The following is a 20592-nucleotide window of genomic DNA, read 5'->3' on the forward strand; positions in this document are numbered from 1 at the left end:
TACAACGAAACATTCAAAACTTTATGCTAAAGTTTTTTATGTGATAGATGTAATTACTACGATTAAAAAGTATAAATTAGGAGGAATTTATCATGAGTAAAAAAATTGGATTTGTAGGATTAGGAACAATGGGCTTCCCGATGGCCGTTAATTTAAAGAAAGCTGGTTTTGAAGTAATCGGTTATGATGCCTTTAAAGGTGTTTATGAGAAAGCAAGTGCTGCTGGAATAACAATGGTAGAAACTTTAAAAGAAGTGGCGGAACAAGCTGACGAAGCGATTATCTCAATGGTTCGTGACTATGCCCAAAATGTTGACATTATTTTTGGTGAGAACGCTATATTATCTGCCCAACCTAAAAATAAAACAATTATTGTTATGAGTACACTTGACCCTGATACAATGAATCAATTAGGCAAAAAAGTCGAAGAAGAAAGTGATTTGAGATTAATTAGCGCTGCGGTAAGCGGTGGTGCTTCAGGTGCTCAAGCTGGAACATTATCGATTATGACATCAGGTTCAGAAGCCATCGTGAAATCTTTCCAACCATACTTTGATGCTATTGGATCAAACACATTCTACTATGGCGAGGAACCAGGCAACAGCCAAGTAGCAAAATTAGTTAATAATATGATTTTAGGTATTAACATGAATGCTTTAGCTGAAGGACTTAAATTAGGAGAACACTATAACTTACCTCAAGAAGAGGTATTAAACCTATTACAAGTTAGTACAGGTGATAGTTGGGTAGTTAGAAATTGGAGCGATATTTCTGAATGGACAGCAGACACTGCCTTGGCTGTTTTACTTAAAGACTTAAAAGCGGCTTATAACGAAGGGCTTAAACACAATGTAACTTTACCATTCAATGCCTTATCATCTACACAATTATTTGACTCAATGGGAAAAGAGAAACCAAAAGCCAAATAATCGAATAAAGTTACCACTTAATTGGTTTATTATACATTCTCTCTAATAGGAAAGTGTTCTGTGTTAAACAGAATGCTTTCCTTATTTATTTAGCGTGAATATTAATGAAAAAATAATTAAAATTGCCTTTTAGAAGCAATATAAAAAAATGTCTCTTATGAGATGCTTTTTTTATTAAAAAGTTCAATAGGTATGTTTTTGCCATGCCCTTTTACATGGTAAAGAGCATTAAAAGAAGATAGAATAGGCCTCTCGGAAAGGTATTTCTACCTGTATAGTAACAAAAAGAAGTTAAGGTAGCGTTAGGATAATGATTGACTCGAAAAAGAAGTAACTTTGAAAAACATTTGGGCATGTTTAAAGTCAGGGTTACAAAGAAGTGATATACACCGATTTTGTGTAGATAAATTCAAATATGACAAATGGTGTTATTCATTTAGGAAATCATTGTGATTCGATTTTAAACTTTAATTAATGTTTGGTAAAAACACCAAAACTTCTCCATATAGCCTCCTCTATATCTCCATATAAACTCCTCTATATCTCCATATAGACTCTAGATTAGTCCTGTACATTAGAGATATCAAGGAGGTAATAAAAATGAATTTTATCAAACGCGCACTTTTAAGTGTACGAGCAAGAAAGGGAAAATCCCTTATCTTATTTGCTGTTTTTTTAGTTGTTACTAATTTAGTATTAGCAGGATTCGCCATGCAAAATGTCACAGACACAGCGAGTGATCTCGCTAGAAAAAAATTGGGAGTTGACGTAACGCTAGGATTAAATCAAGAAAAGCTTCCAAAATATATTGAAAAACAGAGAGAAGAAAATCCTAATGAGCCAGTGCAATTTCCAGAAATTTCTTCAGAGGAAGCAGATAAGTTAGCTAAATCACCCTATGTGAAAAATTTCAATTATCTAAAAGAAACTCAGGGTTTAGCAGATGGTTATATTCCCATTAATATTGATGGAAATGAAGACGTGATGAGTGGCTCCATAGCTGGTGGAGGCAACCCTGATAGAGAAATGCCAAATCTATCAATTACCGGCGTGAGAAGCTCTGATTTATTAAAAGAATTTACAGAAGGAACGGAGGAAATCATTAAGGGTCGTGAAATAACAGAAGAAGACAAAGATAAGAAAGTAGCCTTGGTTGAAAAACAGTTAGCTGAACATAACAAACTTAAAGTTGGTGATGAGATAAAAATCAAAAAAGACGATGGGAAATCGACAATAAAGTTAGAAATAATAGGGATTTATGAGACATCCAACATCACTAGCCAAATGGAAACAGCACCACCGCTGTTTCATCCATCTAACAAAATATATGTTTCGTACGAATCGTTAAAAGAATTTTCAGTAAACAAGGATATGAAGGGCACGCCAATTGATAAAGCAATTTATTACTTAACTGACCCGAATCATATCGATGCTTTTAAAGCAAAGGGAAAGAAAACAGACATTGATTTTGACCTTTTTAAACTAGATGCTCATGATGCCTTATATAAAAAAATGATAGGCCCTATTGAGAACATGGCATCCACTTCAAAATGGATTATCTACCTGGTTTCAATTACAGGATCCATAATCTTAGGTCTTATCATTATGTTGACCATAAAAGAACGACGGAAGGAGTTAGGAATCTTACTGTCGATTGGCGAGAAAAAAGGGAAATTAATAGGCCAACTCTTAGTAGAAGTATTATGTGTAGCTGTTCTAGCATTTAGCCTCTCTATATTTACAGGTGGGACAGTGTCTCAAAAAATGGGAGACAGTTTATTGCAGAAAGAAATTACCGCTGAAGAGCAAGAAAATAATCCTAGGGAACAAACATTTATGTTTGGGATGAATGATGACCAAGGTCAAGAAGTGGATCCTATTGATAATATTGATGTAAGTGTAACATCCCAAGATGTGCTGAAAGTAGGTGGATTAGGTCTATTAATCGCAATCTTATCAACCATTATTCCAGCATTATCGATTCTTCGATTGAAACCAAAAGAAATTTTATTAAAAGATTAATAGGAGGGATATACACATGGACACTATTTTACAGTTTAAAGATCTGAATTACCATTATCAAAGCAATAATAAAAAAATCACTATATTAGATAATGTAAACTTTGCGTTTCAAGCTGGACACTTTTATACCATTTTAGGACCATCGGGATCAGGAAAAACAACAACCCTTAGTTTAGCAAGTGGATTAGATATCCCAAGTAGAGGGAATGTAGTATATAAAGGAACAGATATAAGGAAGATAGGTTTGGATTCCTATCGAAACCAACATGTCTCGATTATCTTTCAATCATATAATCTCATTACGTATATGACTGCTCTTCAAAATGTAGTCACTGCGATGGAGATTACAGGAGTCGATGTGAAAGACAAAAAAGCAAAAGCACTTGAGTTATTAGAAAAGGTAGGGCTGACAGAAGGAGAAGCAAAAAGAAAGGTATTACAGCTTAGCGGTGGTCAGCAACAGCGTGTAGCGATTGCTCGTGCATTATCTTGTAATGTAGATTTATTAATAGCTGATGAACCAACTGGGAATCTAGATCAAGAAACTTCCATGGAAATTATCGAGTTATTTAAAGAACTTGCTCATAAAGAAAATAAATGTATCATTGTCGTCACTCATTCACAAGAGGTGGCTAAACAATCTGATAAAGCGGTGTATCTCGAAAAAAGAAATTTAGTAATCAAAGAGTTGTAAGGCAAATAAATAGTAGAAGTTACAACTCGTTTCGGTAACGCTGTTAGATAAAAAAAGAAATATAACTAAGTAATATAAATTTAATTAGAGAAAATGTTCAACTACATGAAAAAGGAATGAGAAGATGTGGATGAAAGTATGGATTAAAATTGCAACATCCATTGGTTTAATAACAATAGGTCTTTTAATTGGTTCGTTTACAAACTTGATGAATTTAGGGGATAATCCAGAATTGGATGACAAAGAAAAAGATAGTTATCAAGATTTATTTCAGGATAATCCAGAGGTGTTTTTCCCTTCCAATCAAGATGAAATGGGACCAAATCAGGGAGACATGTCCCCTCCTAATCAAGGAGGGTCTGAGGAAGGCTCTACAAAGGGGGAAGCAAAGCCCTATTAAGGTTCAGAGGATACGCAAAAATAAAAGAAGAGCATTAGGAAATATTCAGAAGGTAAAAATAATGAAGTCTCCAATGAATGAGTATGAGTAAAAAAATACATGCTTAAAGATTCTATATTTTTAAATATAGAATCCAGACTGTAGACAAACTCGATGAAAATCGAGTTTGTCTACAGTTTTTTTGAGGGGGTGTAAAAATTCGAACGTTGATTGGAACGTAGGGCACTCGCTTTCCGCGGGCGGTCAGGGAGCCTCCTCGGCGCCTTTGCGCCTGTGGGGTCTCCCTTGGACACGCTTTTCCCGCAGGAGTCTCGCACCTTCCGTTCCAATCAACTTTGTTTTAACAATTAGATATAACCACTTTTGCCTACAGTCTTTTTTGTTTTAATATAAGAGTATTAAAACTAGAGGTGATGACGATGCTTTCGAAACATAATTCTATTCAGCGAGATCAACTTGAAATGATTACTTTGGATAACTGGTGCCAGCGAACCATTTGGTTCGTAAAATTGAGGGGGCATTGACTTCACTTTCATTTATGACTTGGTGAAAGAGATGTATTCAGAGATAGGGCGCCCAAGTATTGATCCAGTTATTTTAGTTAAATTGACATTCATTCAGTATACCTTCGGTATTCGTTCAATGCGTAAAACGATTGAAGAAGTTGAAACGAATATGGCTTACCGTTGGTTTTTAGGTTACGGTTTTCATGATAAAGTACCTCACTTCTCAACGTTCGGGAAAAATTATGAGCGTCGCTTTAAAGATACAGACCAATTTAATTCAAATAGACATAACATCACTCATGTTTAGTTATGAGTGTTTATGATTATGTAAATTCATTGAAATTAAATAAAAGTCTGAATCTCATTTCATCCTATAGAAATGAGATTCAGACTCTTTTTTGTTTACTTTATGGATAATGGAATGGTAACTAAAAATTGTACACCCTGTTCAGTATTATTCATAGAATACGTGATAAAAAGGGCTTCAAAAATTTGCTTTACAATATATAACCCTAAGCCACTCCCCCCAGTATTTCGATTTCTTGATTTTTCAATTCGATAAAATGGTTTGAAAATATGTTGTATATCCTCTTCTTTAATTTTTACACCTGTATTGATGACTTGAATTTGGATGTGGTGTTGTTTTGAATCCTGAGTTAGCTTTATATATACTTTCTCGCCATGCGGTGAATACATAATCCCATTATGAATAATGTTTTTACAGGCTTTTTCTAAAAGAGCACGATCTGTAAAAACAGAAAGGTGAGAATCAATCTGTTTTATTATTTGAATGTCTTTTTGAGAAGCAAAAAAACCGAGATTTTTTGTGATTATATTAATTAATTCCGCGAGATTTACTTCTTCTAATTTTAGTTTAAAGGTATGTTGTTCCAATTTGGAAATACCTAGAATCTCACGAACAAGTTGTTCCATATCCTGAACGGTTTGAAAGTTTTTTTGTAAATATGTGTCCCGGTCTTTATAGGGACCGATATTATACATCATTCCTTCTAAGTGTCCTTTCATAACAGTGAGAGGAGTCTTTAATTCATGTGCTACAATTGAAAAAAATTCCCTGCGTTTTTTTTCTATTTCTCTTTCTTTTTCAATGTCGCTTTGTAATTGCTGATTCGCTTTCTGTAAATCAAGCATAGTTTGTTGTAAATTAAGTGACATATCATTTAAACTATTGGATAATTCCCCTAATTCATCATTGGAACGAACCTCAATTTTTTCGGAAAAATCCAAGTTCGCCATCTTTTGTGCCCCTCTATTAATATAAATGAGTGGTCTTGTAATAAACCTCGAATATAAATAAGCACTTCCAACACCAATAACAACTACAATGATACTGATATAAGGAAGGAAACGTACCAAGACCTGTGAAGCTTCATTAATAGGCTGAAATGTTGCGGATACTACGAGTGTTAAGTTACCATCTTGGAATTGAATTGGCATGGTAACATCAAATGAATTGGAAAGGTAATTTGAATTTCTTAATGGCTTTGTATTATCGAATTTTACACCAGGTAATGCTTGAGTACTACCTTGAATAAAAGATAAAAAAGGAGAATAAATTATTGCTCCTTCATTATTTTGAAGGTAGATCATTGCGTTATTTTTTTGAGCGTATTCATCAAAAAGTGGTATTGCATTTTGAAAAGAAAGATCCTTAGATTTATCAATTATTTCTTCTATTCCTGTTTGAAGCTGGTCTGTTTTATACTGCTCATAAAATGTAGGGAGAAAGAAGTATAAAGTTAAATAGATCAGGACTGCAAAGGCTAACAAAATAAGGGATGTAACCAAAAAGAGTTTATAGGTAATCTTCTTCATCTTCATGATTTTTAATATCTTATTCATCGATTTTGTAACCAATTCCCTTTACTGTTTTAATGTAGGGTATTTCTAATTTTTTTCGTATGTTTTTAATATGTGTATCGATAATTCGTGTTTCTCCGTAGTACTCGTATCCCCAAACTTTTTCTACGATGCTTTCTCTTGTGAGTACTTTTTTCTCATTTTGAAGGAGTAGTTGCAGCATCTCAAATTCTTTTGTTGTTAAAGGTATTTCAACTTTATTTACATATACTTTATATGCATCACAATCGACATGAATTTCTTTAAAAACTAAATGATTAGCTGTACTTTGATCATAGCTTCTCCTCAGTACTGCTTCGACTCGTCTAATCAAAACATGAAAAGAAAAAGGTTTAGTTATATAATCATCGATTCCAAGATCAAAACCTTTCATTTGATCTTGTTCTTCTTCTAAAGCGGTTAGCATAATAATTGGTACATTTGACTGGTTTCGAATCATTTTGGCAACTTCAAATCCGTTAAGGTTTGGCATCATCACATCCAAAAGAATTAAATCAAAGGATTGCTTATTATATTGTTTCATTCCCTCTAATCCATCTGATGCAACTTCAACTGTATAGTGTTGTGTCATTAAAAATTGTTTAATTAATTCCTGAATCTCTTGATCATCCTCTACTACAAGAATATGATAGTTCCTCATGGTATCACCTCTTGTATCATTATAACCGTGTTATATGGAGTTAATGTGGAGAAGCATTCGATATTATACATAGAATAAATAAGGAGACTTAATAGGAAAACTATATTTATTTTTTACCAGCTAAATTCTTTCTTTATTAAATGCAAAACTGCTGTTGATGGCTCATCATTAAGATGAGAGTCGAATAAAAGTAGAAAAAATCAGCACCGTATTTAACTAAAGCACTCAATTGTTAATTGGAGAATGCAAAACAAGTTAGTTAATATTAATGAAGAAACTAGGTTCTTAACTCCATCACCACCATAGAAAGGATATGTTTCTTTTCTAGTATTCATCAGTATTATAAGGATGGATGAAGCCAGTACAGAAATCCCCTCTCTTTTTTTAACTAACGGGTGCAAGAGTTTAATAAGTTGCTGCTGATGATCCCTTTCTTATCGAGCTAAAGGGGCAGAAAATTAATTTCATCAAATAACCATTGATTTTAATTGCTGGTTAATATAAAATAATTCAAAATAATCTAATTTTAAAAATTCTATGAAGAGAAAGAGTACGTTATAGTTTCTGTTCCAAAGAGAGCTGGTGTTTTGCTGAAAGCCAGTGTCCAGATAATAACCGAAAATCATCTCTGAGAAGTAAAGCCGAATGTATTAGTAAGCTTTATCGGTTTCCTCCGTTACAAGGAACAACGTATGATTGTACGTTTGTAAGGGTAGTAAAGTGCTTTCGAAGCATTTTATTAAACAAGAGTGGTACCGCGAGTTAATATCTCGTCTCTTAATGAGACGGGATTTTTTGTTTTTTATTCCTTTTTAAATCAATGAAAATAAATGTAAAGAGGTGAAGGTGTAATGAAGACACTATTATTCGTAACAGATTTATACTATGAAGCAAAAGGAAGAAATTATTATGAGGAGGATTTGTTCCTTACTTCGAAGCTTAGAGAAGATTTTCAGGTGGTCATTTGTCATCCTGAAGATACCGAAACGTTTGAAAAAGATTTTGACTTAATTGTATTTCGAAATGCTGGTCCAGTAGCGAATTTTAAGGATAAGTATCAAGCATTCCGAAATAGAGTAGTTTCTGGTTATTTGAAAACATACAATTCATTTAACGGAAAGGCTGATATGAACGGGAAGGAATATTTAATTGAATTAACGAATGCTAAATTTCCTGTTATTCCAACTATCGATACTCTTGATTCTTTAGATAAACTCCCTAATGTAAAAACGTATATTGTAAAGCCGAAAGATGGTGCAGATTCTATCGGTATGGAATTTGTCACGAAAGATGAATTGAGAGATAAAGTTGATTCAGAATCAAAAAAAACATTGGTACAACCATTTATCAACTTTGAGTATGAGGTTTCATTTTATTTTATCGATAAAGAATTTCAGTATGCTCTTTATGCACCAGATAAAGAGCAAAGATGGGAATTAAAAGAATATGTGCCTACTGAAGAAGATTTAACTTTTGCTAACCGATTTATTGAATGGAATAATCTTGATTGGGGGATTCAACGAGTTGATGCTTGTCGGAATGAACAAGGTGAACTTTTATTAGTTGAATTAGAAGATTTAAATCCCTATCTTTCCTTATTAGAATTATCTGATGTAACACGTCAGAACTTTGTAGAAGCAATGAAAAAATCATTACAGAAAGCTCTTCAAGCTTAAATCAAGATGTTTTACCAAGGGACCTTATTAATATGGTCCTTTTTTCTTTGTGAAAAATCAACAGCATGTTATAACAGGTTTTTAAATCTCTTATTCCACTACTGAGTGTTTTCGTATAAAAGCACTTTATGGAGGCGTTCAAATATGTGGCAAGAGTATAAGGTTGTTTTTCCGGATTATCAAATCAGAGCAAATGACACTGTTTTATGTTATGAAGGGTAGATTTTTCCCCTGATGTCCCTGATAAAATTACATAACTCTGAAAAGTATCCGTGAAACACGTTTTGCTTAGGGGAGGGGTCTCGGAGTCATTTATTTATAAGTTCAGTCGAGTATATTTTTTAATTCATACTTGACATATATGTTTAATATAATTTAGTATAAACTTAAATATTCATACTAATAAAATGTGCTGACTAGATTACTAGAGGCTCTCTATTCAAGATGAAGTGTATCTTGGACAGAGGGCCTCTTTTGGCTATAGAAATCAACGGTATGGAAGGAGGTGGAACAGGAAGAAAACGCGTTTTACAACTAAAATTAACGGTATAATTCTTTGTTTTATACCACTATTCAACGAAATGATTTGATTATAAAAGGAGGCTACATCTTGGGGGAATTATTACGTAATGCTCTAAATAATAAAAAGGTTTTCCTGATAAACAAGTTAATAAATGAAGGGATTTATAAGAAAAATAACACTCATTTATTTGAAATGACTATATCTGATTTACAGGAAGAATATAATAAAATTAGTGATAAAAAAAGATGAGCGTTTGAAGCATTAAACGTATTCCGATAATAACCCAGAGTAAGATCATCTAATTTTAGTTAGTTTTAAAGATTATGGGGATATCTACCTTTTGAATTTCAGGTAATTTAGTGGAGTATTTTTTCTTAGGAGTTGTTTGTTTACATGAATTTACTTTGTAAAACTTATTCAGAGAGGTGATGGAAAAGGGCCTTTGAAACTTCTAGCAAAGATTTTTTTAGAATTCCGTGCTACCACAATCTAGTTTAAGGCGTACCTCTCATTCTTGAAGAAGGTTTTTTAAATCCTTTACAATTCTACAAACGATGAAAAGGAGAAGGTCATATGGGGTATAAAATTTGCGAAGATATGGAAGAAATAAGGCGGAAATTAATTAATAAACTGATTGTCTTTAATGTATATAAGAATAAGGAACAACTGTTGAACTTATCTTTAAAAGAGTTAGAAAATGAATACAAAAGAATTCAATTAGATAGTCATCCTCATTGTGATACGGGTTCGATACATTGGACTAATAAAAAATATTAAATGAAGCTGTCGGGTAACAAAGGCAAAAAAAATAAAGAACTGTATCAAAAGATAAAGAGAACAATCCAAATGAATGAGATTTTATTAGTCCTTTCGATGGAAAGTCGGATTTTCTTTGATGGTAGTATTGTACCAATGATTTAGCTTGTTCGCTAATTTTACTATTAGAATATATGATTGGATGTTCATTAGGACTTGTACTTGTTGTTGTTCTATTTGATATGTATCCTTTACATGTTGCTCAATGGTTGTCCGGAGTTATGTCTATAGTTGTTAATTTTTTATTGTTGGATTTTGGGGAAAATTACCTTTTATATGTGCAGCAAAAGTTGAAGAAAAGTGCATAAGGTGTATTGACAACGTGAAGTATGCCCGCTAATATAAAACATAGTAATAACATAGGAATAGTTAATATATAGTTTGCCGGTCAACCGGAGACAATTTCTGATTTTGTAGAAGATGTCTCTGGTTTTTTGTTTTTTTTAAACCTTTTACTATCAAATATTTATTGTATTATCAGTTTTCAAAAAGTCAGAAAAGGAGACAAAAAAAATGAACAAAAAAAGAATCTTATTAAATGCATTTGATATGAATTGTGTTGGCCATCAATCACCAGGTTTGTGGGTACATCCTGAAGATCAATCACATCGCTATAATGAGATTGAATATTGGGTGGAGTTAGCGCAAACATTGGAGAAAGGACGGTTCGATGGTTTGTTTATTGCGGATGTAATCGGGACTTATGATGTGTATGGTAAAGATAAAAAAACTACAGTTCGTGAAGCAACACAAGTTCCGGTAAATGATCCAATTCTGCTCGTTTCAGCAATGGCTAATGAAACTAAACATTTAGGATTTGGAATCACATGCTCGACAACGTTTGAACACCCATATACGTTTGCAAGAAGAATGTCTACATTGGATCATCTAACGAACGGGCGAATTGCTTGGAATATTGTTACTTCCTATTTAGAAAGTGGAACGAAAAATATCGACATCGGTAATAAATTTCAACATGCGGAAAGATACAATATAGCCGATGAATATTTAGAAGTTTGCTATAAATTGTGGGAGGGTAGCTGGGAAGACGATGCAGTTGTGAAAGATAAAGAGAAGCGAATCTATACCGATCCAACAAAAGTTCACGAAATCAACCATCATGGTAATTATTTCGATGTGCCAGGCATTCATTTGTGTGAGCCATCACCACAAAGAACTCCTGTTTTGTATCAAGCTGGTGGATCTGCAAGAGGCCGACAATTTGCAGGCAAACATGCAGAATGTACATTTATTTCTGGTCCTGGAAAAGAAGCGATTTCTATATATGTTAAAGATGTTAGAGCACAAGCTAATTTGCAAGGAAGAGATCCAAAAAGTGTGAAAGTTTTCGCATTACTTACACCAATTGTGGGACGAACAGAAGAAGAGGCATGGGCAAAATATGAAGAGTTATCGAAATATATAAGTTATGAAGGAGCCCTTTCCCTACTAAGTGGGTGGTCAGGAGTTGATTTCTCTGAATATGATCCTGATCAAGAAATTGAATATATTGAAACAAATGCAATTAAATCAATGCTCGAAAGTTTGACAAAAGCAAGTGCAAATAAAAAATGGACAGTACGTGAGTTAGCGAATTTTGCTGGTATAGGTGGAATGGGTCCCGTGGCAATCGGAACACCAGAGCAAATTGCTGATACGCTTGAAGATTGGATTGAGGATACGGATATCGATGGATTTAATCTTGCATATGCGATAACACCAGGAACTTTTAAAGATTTTGTTGAACTTGTCATACCAGAACTTCAACGAAGAGGATTAGTGAAAATGGAATATGAAGAAGGGACTTTCAGAGAAAAGCTATTTGGAAAAAAAGCTCGTTTACCAGAAAACCACGTAGGGAATCAGTATAGAAAAGTTGGTCTTCAAGAGAGCTCAAAATAATTTACTACATAAAAAGTATTTGATTAAACAAAATGATGAACGTCATCCTACTGCATGTTATTGATGCTTTTGTCCTGAAAGGAGCTACACAGTAAGATGAGCAAGCTTAATACTATTTAATTATTTTTTTATAAATAAATACGACTAATATGATGCGAATAATCATATTTAAAATTAAAGGAGTTATTTAAAAAATGTCTAATCAAAAACAATTAAATTTAGGTGTTAACAAAGATCGTTTAACTTCACTAAATTTTACTGAACCAGTAAAAGTTGGCTCTGCTGAATTAGATCAATTGATTACAGATATTGCAATAGATGCTGAGAACCGTCGGAGTTCTGGTAGCGAAGCTCGCCCATATTATGCAATCGATTTAATCAGACGAACCCGACTTGGTGCTCTTCGTTTACCGGTTGAACTAGGGGGTGGCGGTGCTAGTATTCGTGAACTTTTCTATGTCATCATTCGATTAGCTGAAGCCGATCCAGATATCGCGCATAGCCTTCGGTCTCATTTTTCCAATGTGGATGAATTACTTCGAAATCCTGCAAGTGAACAACGTGATACGTGGTTACAAAGAATAGCAGATGGAGCAATCATTGGCAATGCTTTTACTGAGCTTTCATCGAAAAATGTGGGGCATTTGGCCTTTGAAACAACTTTGTCCCCTGAAGGTGAGGGTTACCGATTGAACGGCACGAAGTACTTTAGTACAGGTACCATGTATGCTGACTGGGTACTTGTTACGGCATCTACCTTAGATGGAATACCTGTATCCGTGATCATCCCAACTGATCGTGAAGGTGTCATAATAAAAGACGATTGGGATGGAATCGGACAAAGATTGACTGGGAGTGGCACGACACATTTAAACAATGTTTTCGTTAATAAAGGTGAAGTGACTGTAATCCGTGATGACAGGACGCCATTCAATTCATATTTACAGCTTTATCTCCATGCGGTTATTTCAGGCATATTACGTAATGTAGTGGCAGACGCATCAGCTTTGGTTCATAAACGAACTCGAACATTTAGTTTTGCTGCTGCAGACACTGCATCTGCAGACCCGCAACTACAACAGGTTGTTGGACAGCTCTCAAGTAGTGCGTTCGCGTCCGAAGCGATTGTTCTCGCTGCTGTAGATGCACTGGACATTGCTGTGAATTCAGCGGTCGACGGCGTGATTGACTATGATTTAAGTCATGATGCTTCACTTCGGGCGGCTCAGGCTAAGGTTATTGTGGACGATCTTGCATTGCAAGCTTCTACGTTACTTTTTGAAGTGGGAGGAGCATCTGCAACGAGAAAGTCAGCGAACCTCGATCGTCACTGGCGTAATATCCGTACCATAGCTTCTCATAATCCAACTGTCTACAAAGCACGTGCTATCGGTAATTACGTTGTGAACGGTACTAAGCTTCCGCTGAAGCAAATTTACTTTTAAGTAGATGGGTTGCTATGGACATTAAGCGATCTACTAAAAGTTTTCTCCTTATATTCATTATCATATAGAGTTTGATATAGATAAGTCTATAATTGTGAGTTTTCTATCTATAAACAAAAAGTTGGAGGATATAAAAATGAGCAATGCAGCATTAGAAAAAAATATATATTCAAGAGCGTACATCCAGGAAATTAGAGAAAAAATTAGACCGATTGTTGAAAAAGTAATTAAACCAAATGCAGATATGATTGATAGAGAAGGCATGTTTCCACGAGGGAATTTACAGGCCCTAGCAAAAGAAGGCTGGACCTCGGTAACGATTCCTGAGAGATGGGGGGGCTTAAACTTAGGTTATGTAGGTTTGTCCGTTGTGGCAGAAGAAATTGGCAGGGTAGATGCGTCTACAGGTCTTGTATATGCGATGCATGTTGGTGCAGCTCAAGTAATTAATATTTTTGGTAATGATAATCAAAAAGATCGGTGGTTATTGCCTATTCGTGAAGGTGTTATCGGTACTTTTTCAGTAAGTGAAAAAGCTACTGGGGGGCACGTTTGGTATAACTTAAGTCAGGCAGAACGAGACGGTGAAGATTTTATTCTAAATGCTGAGAAGTCATTTACTACAAGTGGAGGACAAGCGGATTTTTATGTCGTACAAACCCGTACCGCAAATAGTGACGACCCGAGTGATCATAGTTTTTTTATTGTGAATGGTCATGATGAAGGGATAAGAGCAAAACCTTGGAAAGCATTAGGTGTACGCGGAAATCATAGTGGACCACTTACGTTTAAAGATGTGAAAGTAAGTCATCGAGATTTATTGAACGCTGCTAGCGGAGATATATTGAATGGCACCGGTACTGTCCTCGGTTTAAGCGCAGTATGGCTTGGTGTGGCGCAAGGTGCTCTAGATGCCGCGGTAGCACATGTAACAAAAACGATTCATAAAGGTTTCAACAAAAGCCTAGCTGAATATCAAGTAATTCGTCAAAAATTGGCTGAGATTAAAATTCAAATTACAGGACTAAGAGCTTGGCAACTTGATTTAGCTAGACATTATGATGAATTACTTGAGACTAACCAACCGTTAACTCAACTTAATACTGAGGTAACAGAACTTAAAGTTCAATCCACAGAATTAGCAGATTCTGCAGCTCGGGTTGCAATGGATGTAGCAGGTGGTTTTGGTTACATCGAGGGGGTTTTTGAACGAATTTACCGCGATGCTAGAGGTGGAATCCCGATGGCTCCTTCAAATAATTTGGCCCGCGAACAAATAGGTAGGGAGTTAGTTAATTTACCACTTGAGCTGTGGGGAGACGGAAAATAAATTAAAAAATTTGGTAGAAAGAATATGTATTCTAATAGTAGAAAAATCTGCTATTTGGATAGATTTATTTCTTTATGTTTTAACAACTACTAAATTTGGAATTTAATATTTTGTTTACTGGATAACCAGAGACAGTTTCTAAATACGGAATTCGTCTCTGGTTTTTGTTTATTTTCTTCCCAAAATTTGCAAATAGTTTGGCGGATGAAAGCTTTATACCAACATAAAACCATTTATTAATGGCCAGATGAACAACATTTGTTTTGTAATAATTATCTAAAGAATTGGAGGAGCGATAATGGCAAAAGTCCTTGATCGAGTTTATACAGTGAAAGAAGAAATGATCAATGTTCGAAATAAAATTGAAGCTAAGTCAATTGCTTTTGATTATGACGGTGTAGAAATTCTGAAAAATATAGACCTAACGATTAAAGAAGGGGAATTTGTCGTCTTTATGGGTCCTAGTGGTTCTGGAAAAAGTACTCTTCTTCGCTTATTAACAGGGTTAGCTCAACCAAAGAAGGGTGAAATACTTGTCAACGGACATTCAATAGCAAAATCCTTACCAGATAGTGCAGTTGTATTTCAGGATTATTCTTTGTTCCCTTGGCTAACGGCAGAAGAAAATATAATTCTTGCTTTAAAGCAGAAATTAAAAAAATCAAAAACAAAACAGGAATTGGAGCACTTAGCCCAAAGTTATCTTCTATTAGTCCAGTTAGGTCATGCGTTTAAAAAATATCCAGGAGAAATGTCAGGTGGGATGAGGCAGCGTGCAGCAATTGCGAGGGCGCTATCTTTAGGATCAGATTTAATGTTCATGGATGAGCCTTTTGGTGCCTTAGATCCAGTAACAAGAATTCAGCTACAAGATCTGATTCTCCAAGTAAATTATGAACAGCAGCGTACTATCGCATTTGTTACACATGATGCTGAAGAGGCTATTATTTTAGCGGATCGAATTGTGATATTTTCACCAGGACCACCTGGAAGTCTTGTTGAGACTATTAATGTACCTTTTCCTAAGCCAAGAAATCGTAAAAAGTTAATAGAGAGTTTAGAGTTTATTGAATTAAGAAATTATATTTTAGACATTATGAACAAAGGAATCTTTGAAAAATTAGAACAAGGCCATGAAATCCGTTCAGCAGGAGAAGGAATATAAATAATATTAAAAATGATTAGGAGGATGGTTGCGTGAGAAAGCGAAAGTGGTTATTCGGTATTGTGATGCTCTTTGCTTTAACGTTAGTAGCTTGCAATGGTGATGAAGAAAAAGCATCTACGCAAGAGAAAACATATAAATTAAAGGTTGGATATGGTCAATTATATGGAGCTCCTCTAGCAGATATTGCTAGAGCTGAAGGGTTTTTTGAGGATGAAAATTTAGAGGTAGAAATGGTTTCCTTTACTAGTGGGGGATTGGACGCTTTACAAGCTGACAAAATAGATATTGCATTAACATTTGGTACAGCAACACCTTTAAACTATATTGCCCAAGGTGCAGATTTTAAATTTGTTGGAGGTCATATGGAAGGTGGACAGCCGGTTGTCACAAAAAAAGAAAATGCAAGTCAATATAAAATATTAGAAGATTTCAAGGGAAAGAAAATTGCGACTATTCGTTTAGGAACACTTGATGTTGTCTTTAAGTCAGCGCTAGATGATGCTGGAATTGATATTCATAAAGATGTTGATTTTGTAGAAGTAAAAAGTGTGGCAGATGTACTTGAAGCTGTTAATTCTGGAAAAGTAGATGTTGGACTTTCCAATACAGGGCATATGACAAAAACAGAGGCATTAGGATTAACCCCTATTTTTTGGAGTAATGATCTAAGTCCAAATGATCTTTGCTGCCGAGTTACCGTAAGAGGCAATATAACTGGTGATAAGGCAGTTGCTTATAAGAAATTCATGAAAGGGCTAATAAGGGCAGAACGTGTAAAATTAGAAAATCCAAAGAAAAATTTAGAAGCCTCGAAACCTACTTTTAAACAATTACCTGAAGAAAGAGTGAACGAAATAGTTAATGAGAAACATTTAATCAATTCTGCAGACCCAAACAAAAGGGAAGTAATTAACACGTGGAAAAAAATGCAAGATATTGGGTATATTTCAGACGTAGAAACTATTAATCTAGAAAATCACTTCGATCTTTCTATGTATGAAGAAGCATTAGATGAGCTGATTAAAGGGAATCCAAATGATGAATATTATAAACAAGTATTACAAAGATATAATGAGCAAAACTTAGACTTCAAATGATAAGGAGAATATGATGAAAAAGTTTTTTTCTATCTATATATATACAACGATAATTACAATTGCTTTACTCGCCTTATGGTTTTATATAACAAATTTCACGGGATGGTTAAGCCCAATTATCTTCCCATCTCCAGAAATAGTTGTTATGGCATTCTTTAAAGCATTAATTGAACTATTTCAAGGATTTGTAAGTTCTATGAAATTATTAGTCCCAAGTTTTGTGCTAGCTCTAATACTAGGAATTGGCGGGGGACTGTTCTTTGGTCTTCATCCAAAATCAAGGAAAATCTTAACACCATTTTTTAATGCTTTTAGTCCACTGCCTTTAACATTATTTATTCCATATGCTATTGCTTTGTTACCAACATTTGAATTAGCGTCTATTTTCATTCTGTTCCTTGCAGCTTTTTGGCCTATTTTTCTAGGCACGATTCAAGGTGTGTTATTGGTTGATAATCATTTTTGGGATAATGCAAAAACAATCGGGTTACAGCAGAAAGATTTGATTTTAAAAGTAATCATTCCAGCAAGTTCGCCATTTATATTAAGTGGTACAGGAACAGCACTTAATTTATCTTTTCTAATTTTAATGACCGCAGAAATGTTTGGAGCTAAATCGGGGATGGGCTACTTTATCCAGTTCTACACTGATTTTACTCAATATGATTATGTTTTAGCTGGATTAATTTTTAATAGTATCGTTATCTTATTGGTTATGTTTACTTTTGAAAAAATCAAAAAACGTATTCTTTTTTGGACAAACTTGAAAAATGAGGCCAATTAAGAGAAAAGAAAAAATACGAAGAGGAAACGAAGAAGACTAAGAAGTTTAGTTAAAAGAAAGATGATGAGGTTCTCTCTGCAATTTTAATTTTAATAGATTATAGAAGAGAATTTACTTTTGATGAAGGAGCTATTTTGTGAAATCGATAATATTTATACTATCAATTTTTTTGTTAATAGGATGTTCCGATTCAGGTAATAAACAACAATTAGAGCAACCGAAATCGTTGAAGGTATTATTGGAAAGTAATCCTAAAAAAATTAAGATCAATGAAGCTGTCGCTTTTACTGCAGAAGTGAAATATGGGAGCGAAAATGTTAGCAAAGAGGCTGAGGTTCAATTTGAAATTATTGAAAATGGAATATCAATTGGATCAGTCTTTCCTAAAAATAAGGGAGATGGAAAGTATTTGTTAGAAACAAAGTTTTTTGATCAAGGACAGAAAAAAGTGATTGCACATGTTAGCTATAAAACTTTGCATGAAATGCCGGAACTATCTTTCCAGGTAAGTAATTGAGAGGGGCCAGGTCATTCTAATGAGTAAAGAAAAAAAGCCAGTGAACTTCTTTATAAAAAGTTTAGTGACTGCGATTTTAGTGTTAGGACTTGGTTATACAATTTACACGAATTTAATTATTAAAAAAGAAGCAGTAACTATAGATCAAAGTAATCTTGCTCCTGATTTTACTTTGCAAGATTTAAAGGGTAATGAAGTAAAACTTTCGGATTATCGTGGAAAAGGTGTGATACTTAACTTTTGGGCAACCTATTGTCCACCTTGTGAAAAGGAGATGCCTTATTTGAATAACGTCTATCAAGAATATGAAGATAAGGGAATTGAAATTCTAGCTGTAAATGCGCAAGAACCTAGAATCATAGTCAGTCCATTTGTCTTAGAAAAAAAATTGAGTTTTTCCATTTTACTTGATCGGACTGGGGAAGCTATTGAGCAATATAAGGTTAATAATCTCCCCGTTACATATTTAATTAATGAAGATGGTGAGATTACTCAAACCATTTCTGGAGAACTGACAGAAAAGAAGGTTCGTAGTTATGTAGAAAGCATTATTCCGAATTAATGACTAGAGAGATTGTATTGATGCAAACCAAACACGTGTTTTATGGCTTGTGAAAAATGAAATTGTAAAAAATGAATAAATAATTTGAATAATTAGATAGCAGTGGGTAACAAAAGAGAAAAAGTCTCAGAATTATAGATTTCAAATATAAAATGGCGTTTTGAAAATAAAAAAATGAATTTATTTCATAGAATGGAGACGAATTAACATGACTAACCCCCTATCATTTTCTGCTTTTGTTATGAATACAGCATCTCACATCACTCACGGAATGTGGCGTGATGAAGAAGGTCATCAGTTGAACTTTAACGATGTAGATCTTTGGGTATCTTTGGCTAAGCGGCTTGAGGAGGGTGGTTTTGATGCCATTTTTTTCGCAGACGTAATCGGTTTGTACGGTGACCACCGTGGCGGTTGGGATTTTCATGTTGAAACCGGTTTGCAAATTCCCAGTAATGACCCAATAGTATTAATGTCCGCTCTTGCAGTGAATACAAAACATCTAGGATTAGCTTTTACGGCAGCTCCACTGCAGGAACCTCCCTTTAATTTTGCTCGCCGAGTTTCAACGCTAGATCATATCTCTAAGGGTCGCATTGCTTGGAATATGGTTACTAGTTCTTTGGAAAATGCTTTTCGCAACTTTGGTTACGATGAACTTGTCCCACATGATGAGAGATACAAGTGGGCAGATGAATATGTAGATGTATTGTATAAACTTTGGGAAGGTTCATGGGATGAGGGAGCGCTTTTACAAGATCGAGAGAGTGGAATTCATGCAGCTCCAGCAAAGGTTCATAAAATAAACCATGTTGGTGAGCGCTATAAAGTCGAAGGTCCGCATCTTGTTTCACCATCACCACAGCGAACGCCAGTGTTGTTTCAAGCAGGATCATCGCCTGCCGGCCGAGACTTTGCTGCTCGAAATGCTGAGGCTGTCTTTATTGTAGCCCCTGATCCTGAAAATGCTCGTAAGTTAATCAATGATACTCGACATCTAGCTATTCAAAATGGTCGGGATGGTAATGATATTCACTTTTATCAAGGGTTGTCTTTCGTCGTTGGGGAGACCGAAGAAGATGCTCGGCGTAAAGAATTTGAACTAGATAATAAGGTTGATTTCGATATGATGATCGCTCATATGGCAGGAGGTATGGGGGTTGACCTAGGAAACGTTGGGCTTGATACACCGCTTGAAAATATCGAAACTGAGGGAATAAGAAGCACATTCGAATGGTTAAAGCAAAGCACACCAGGACGTACGCCTAATGTTAAAGACATTGCCCAAATGCGTAGTAGAACGACACGTATCGTAGGGACTCCTGAAACAATTGCTGACCAGCTAGAGCTGTGGAGCAATGCAGGCGTCGATGGAATCAATGTAATAAATGCAACCATTCCAGGGTCTTATGAAGAGTTTATCGATCAAGTAATGCCTGTTCTTCGCCAGCGTGGTTTAGCTCGTGCTGAGAACGGTGAACCAGCTACACTTCGTCATAAGCTTTTTGGAGAAAATCGTCTCAGCGAGCGTCACCCTGCTGCACGATATAGAGGTGCTTTTGCCTCTAAAGAAGGTATTCAACAGTAATTAAGGAATTTTCAGATGACATTAGTGCTCAACCGGATGACGCATAAATAAATAGACAATTTTAATTTATAGTCTGAAAAAGGTATGAGGGCAATCACCTCATACCTTTTTT

General features: G+C 34.9%; 18 protein-coding genes, 1 pseudogene and 1 other annotated feature. Of the genes and pseudogenes, 17 read left to right on the forward strand and 2 right to left on the reverse strand.

Translation table 11 applies throughout. The annotated features are described in order from the left end of the window. The first annotated feature begins 92 nt into the window (after window positions 1–92). From AKG34_RS08355 to AKG34_RS27445, 5 genes and pseudogenes are all read left to right on the forward strand, one after another. Entirely contained in the window at window positions 93–929 is an 837-nt protein-coding gene (locus AKG34_RS08355; protein WP_053345654.1) for an NAD(P)-dependent oxidoreductase, read from the forward strand. A gap of 600 nt (window positions 930–1529) precedes the next feature. Continuing rightward, window positions 1530–2951, forward strand: a complete 1422-nt coding sequence (locus AKG34_RS08360; RefSeq protein WP_053345655.1) for an ABC transporter permease — start codon at window positions 1530–1532, stop codon at window positions 2949–2951. 16 nt (window positions 2952–2967) lie between these two features. Beyond that, window positions 2968–3645, forward strand: coding sequence for an ABC transporter ATP-binding protein (locus AKG34_RS08365; protein ID WP_053345656.1), 678 nt, complete (start codon window positions 2968–2970; stop codon window positions 3643–3645). A gap of 130 nt (window positions 3646–3775) precedes the next feature. After that, entirely contained in the window at window positions 3776–4045 is a 270-nt protein-coding gene (locus AKG34_RS08370; RefSeq protein WP_152952261.1) for a hypothetical protein, read from the forward strand. Window positions 4046–4464: 419 nt separating this feature from the next. After that, window positions 4465–4825 (forward strand): annotated as a pseudogene (locus tag AKG34_RS27445) (transposase); the annotation flags it as partial. 128 nt (window positions 4826–4953) lie between these two features. Here AKG34_RS27445 and AKG34_RS08380 read toward each other — a convergent pair. Both AKG34_RS08380 and AKG34_RS08385 read right to left on the reverse strand, forming a co-directional pair. Then, window positions 4954–6414, reverse strand: a complete 1461-nt coding sequence (locus AKG34_RS08380) for a sensor histidine kinase (protein ID WP_201783546.1) — start codon at window positions 6412–6414, stop codon at window positions 4954–4956. Then, window positions 6407–7072, reverse strand: coding sequence for a response regulator transcription factor (locus tag AKG34_RS08385; RefSeq protein WP_053345659.1), 666 nt, complete (start codon window positions 7070–7072; stop codon window positions 6407–6409). Before AKG34_RS08385 ends, AKG34_RS08380 begins: the two co-directional genes overlap by 8 nt. Before the next feature lie 528 nt (window positions 7073–7600). Next, window positions 7601–7853: a binding site (T-box leader), on the forward strand. A gap of 70 nt (window positions 7854–7923) precedes the next feature. Between AKG34_RS08385 and AKG34_RS08390 the strand changes: the two genes are divergently transcribed. The 12 genes from AKG34_RS08390 (at window position 7924) to AKG34_RS08445 (ending at window position 20480) form a co-directional block, all read left to right on the forward strand. Continuing rightward, entirely contained in the window at window positions 7924–8748 is an 825-nt protein-coding gene (locus AKG34_RS08390) for an ATP-grasp domain-containing protein (protein ID WP_053345660.1), read from the forward strand. A 610-nt stretch (window positions 8749–9358) separates the two neighbouring features. Further along, entirely contained in the window at window positions 9359–9520 is a 162-nt protein-coding gene (locus AKG34_RS08395) for a Fur-regulated basic protein FbpA (RefSeq protein ID WP_053345661.1), read from the forward strand. Window positions 9521–9844: 324 nt separating this feature from the next. Then, window positions 9845–10048: a Fur-regulated basic protein FbpA gene (locus AKG34_RS08400; protein ID WP_053345662.1), complete on the forward strand. Its 204-nt coding sequence runs from the start codon at window positions 9845–9847 to the stop codon at window positions 10046–10048. A gap of 552 nt (window positions 10049–10600) precedes the next feature. After that, window positions 10601–11989, forward strand: a complete 1389-nt coding sequence (locus AKG34_RS08405) for an LLM class flavin-dependent oxidoreductase (RefSeq protein WP_053345663.1) — start codon at window positions 10601–10603, stop codon at window positions 11987–11989. Between the two features lie 194 nt (window positions 11990–12183). After that, entirely contained in the window at window positions 12184–13434 is a 1251-nt protein-coding gene (locus tag AKG34_RS08410; RefSeq protein ID WP_053345664.1) for an acyl-CoA dehydrogenase family protein, read from the forward strand. Window positions 13435–13570: 136 nt separating this feature from the next. Next, on the forward strand, window positions 13571–14764 hold the full coding sequence (locus AKG34_RS08415; RefSeq protein WP_053345665.1) for an acyl-CoA dehydrogenase family protein: 1194 nt from the start codon (window positions 13571–13573) through the stop codon (window positions 14762–14764). A 298-nt stretch (window positions 14765–15062) separates the two neighbouring features. Beyond that, window positions 15063–15929: an ABC transporter ATP-binding protein gene (locus tag AKG34_RS08420; RefSeq protein WP_053345666.1), complete on the forward strand. Its 867-nt coding sequence runs from the start codon at window positions 15063–15065 to the stop codon at window positions 15927–15929. A gap of 32 nt (window positions 15930–15961) precedes the next feature. Next, window positions 15962–17029: an ABC transporter substrate-binding protein gene (locus AKG34_RS08425; RefSeq protein WP_053345667.1), complete on the forward strand. Its 1068-nt coding sequence runs from the start codon at window positions 15962–15964 to the stop codon at window positions 17027–17029. Between the two features lie 13 nt (window positions 17030–17042). Continuing rightward, on the forward strand, window positions 17043–17813 hold the full coding sequence (locus tag AKG34_RS08430; RefSeq protein WP_053345668.1) for an ABC transporter permease: 771 nt from the start codon (window positions 17043–17045) through the stop codon (window positions 17811–17813). A gap of 136 nt (window positions 17814–17949) precedes the next feature. Continuing rightward, a complete protein-coding gene (locus AKG34_RS08435; RefSeq protein ID WP_053345669.1) occupies window positions 17950–18330 on the forward strand; it encodes a ubiquitin family protein in 381 nt (126 codons plus the stop codon). A 19-nt stretch (window positions 18331–18349) separates the two neighbouring features. Next, complete coding sequence (gene resA, locus AKG34_RS08440; protein WP_053345670.1) at window positions 18350–18892, forward strand: thiol-disulfide oxidoreductase ResA; 543 nt, start codon at window positions 18350–18352, stop codon at window positions 18890–18892. Between the two features lie 208 nt (window positions 18893–19100). After that, on the forward strand, window positions 19101–20480 hold the full coding sequence (locus AKG34_RS08445) for an LLM class flavin-dependent oxidoreductase (RefSeq protein WP_053345671.1): 1380 nt from the start codon (window positions 19101–19103) through the stop codon (window positions 20478–20480). Window positions 20481–20592 lie beyond the last annotated feature (112 nt).

This window comes from Peribacillus butanolivorans (assembly GCF_001273755.1).
Classification (GTDB): Bacteria; Bacillota; Bacilli; order Bacillales; family DSM-1321; genus Peribacillus; species Peribacillus butanolivorans.

What these genes read in the sequence shown, in the direction of transcription:
- AKG34_RS08385 (WP_053345659.1), bottom strand. Translation starts at nt 7,072, where the DNA reads ATGAGGAACTATCATATTCTTGTAGTAGAGGATGATCAAGAGATTCAG.
- AKG34_RS08405 (WP_053345663.1), top strand. Translation starts at nt 10,601, where the DNA reads ATGAACAAAAAAAGAATCTTATTAAATGCATTTGATATGAATTGTGTT.
- AKG34_RS08355 (WP_053345654.1), top strand. Translation starts at nt 93, where the DNA reads ATGAGTAAAAAAATTGGATTTGTAGGATTAGGAACAATGGGCTTCCCG.
- AKG34_RS08365 (WP_053345656.1), top strand. Translation starts at nt 2,968, where the DNA reads ATGGACACTATTTTACAGTTTAAAGATCTGAATTACCATTATCAAAGC.
- AKG34_RS08410 (WP_053345664.1), top strand. Translation starts at nt 12,184, where the DNA reads ATGTCTAATCAAAAACAATTAAATTTAGGTGTTAACAAAGATCGTTTA.
- AKG34_RS08415 (WP_053345665.1), top strand. Translation starts at nt 13,571, where the DNA reads ATGAGCAATGCAGCATTAGAAAAAAATATATATTCAAGAGCGTACATC.
- AKG34_RS08380 (WP_201783546.1), bottom strand. Translation starts at nt 6,414, where the DNA reads ATGAATAAGATATTAAAAATCATGAAGATGAAGAAGATTACCTATAAA.
- AKG34_RS08445 (WP_053345671.1), top strand. Translation starts at nt 19,101, where the DNA reads ATGACTAACCCCCTATCATTTTCTGCTTTTGTTATGAATACAGCATCT.
- AKG34_RS08360 (WP_053345655.1), top strand. Translation starts at nt 1,530, where the DNA reads ATGAATTTTATCAAACGCGCACTTTTAAGTGTACGAGCAAGAAAGGGA.
- AKG34_RS08370 (WP_152952261.1), top strand. Translation starts at nt 3,776, where the DNA reads ATGAAAGTATGGATTAAAATTGCAACATCCATTGGTTTAATAACAATA.
- AKG34_RS08420 (WP_053345666.1), top strand. Translation starts at nt 15,063, where the DNA reads ATGGCAAAAGTCCTTGATCGAGTTTATACAGTGAAAGAAGAAATGATC.
- AKG34_RS08390 (WP_053345660.1), top strand. Translation starts at nt 7,924, where the DNA reads ATGAAGACACTATTATTCGTAACAGATTTATACTATGAAGCAAAAGGA.
- AKG34_RS08400 (WP_053345662.1), top strand. Translation starts at nt 9,845, where the DNA reads ATGGGGTATAAAATTTGCGAAGATATGGAAGAAATAAGGCGGAAATTA.
- AKG34_RS08430 (WP_053345668.1), top strand. Translation starts at nt 17,043, where the DNA reads ATGAAAAAGTTTTTTTCTATCTATATATATACAACGATAATTACAATT.
- resA (WP_053345670.1), top strand. Translation starts at nt 18,350, where the DNA reads ATGAGTAAAGAAAAAAAGCCAGTGAACTTCTTTATAAAAAGTTTAGTG.